The 429-nt window shown below is 71.3% G+C and carries 1 pseudogene; it reads left to right on the forward strand.

Going from position 1 to position 429, the window contains the following annotated elements:
* Window positions 1-429 (forward strand): annotated as a pseudogene (locus KDL01_RS42190) (RNA degradosome polyphosphate kinase); the annotation flags it as partial.

Consider the following 429-nt stretch of genomic DNA (forward strand, 5'->3'; position numbering starts at 1 on the left):
CGCCCAGGCACAGCAGGTACAGCACGCGCAGCCCTCCGTGGGCTCCATAGCCGCCCACCGCCCGCACACCGTGGCCGGGGTGGTCTCCGACCTGGAACCCGACATCGACGCCGACCTCGGCGGGTACGAGGAGTCCCCGAGGGACGCCCTCCAGCTGCCGCAGGGCCGCTTCCTCGACCGGGAACGCAGCTGGCTCGCGTTCAACGAACGCGTCCTGGAACTCGCCGAGGACCCCGAGACCCCGCTGCTGGAGCGGGCGAACTTCCTGGCGATCTTCGCCAGCAACCTGGACGAGTTCTTCATGGTCCGGGTGGCCGGTCTGAAGCGCCGCATCGCCACCGGTGTCGCCACCCGCTCCGCCTCCGGCCTCCAGCCGCGCGAGGTGCTGGAGATGATCTGGTCCCGCTCCCGCGAGCTGATGGCGCGGCA

It is taken from the genome of Actinospica durhamensis (genome assembly GCF_018139695.1).
Lineage (GTDB): Bacteria > Actinomycetota > Actinomycetes > Streptomycetales > Catenulisporaceae > Actinospica > Actinospica durhamensis.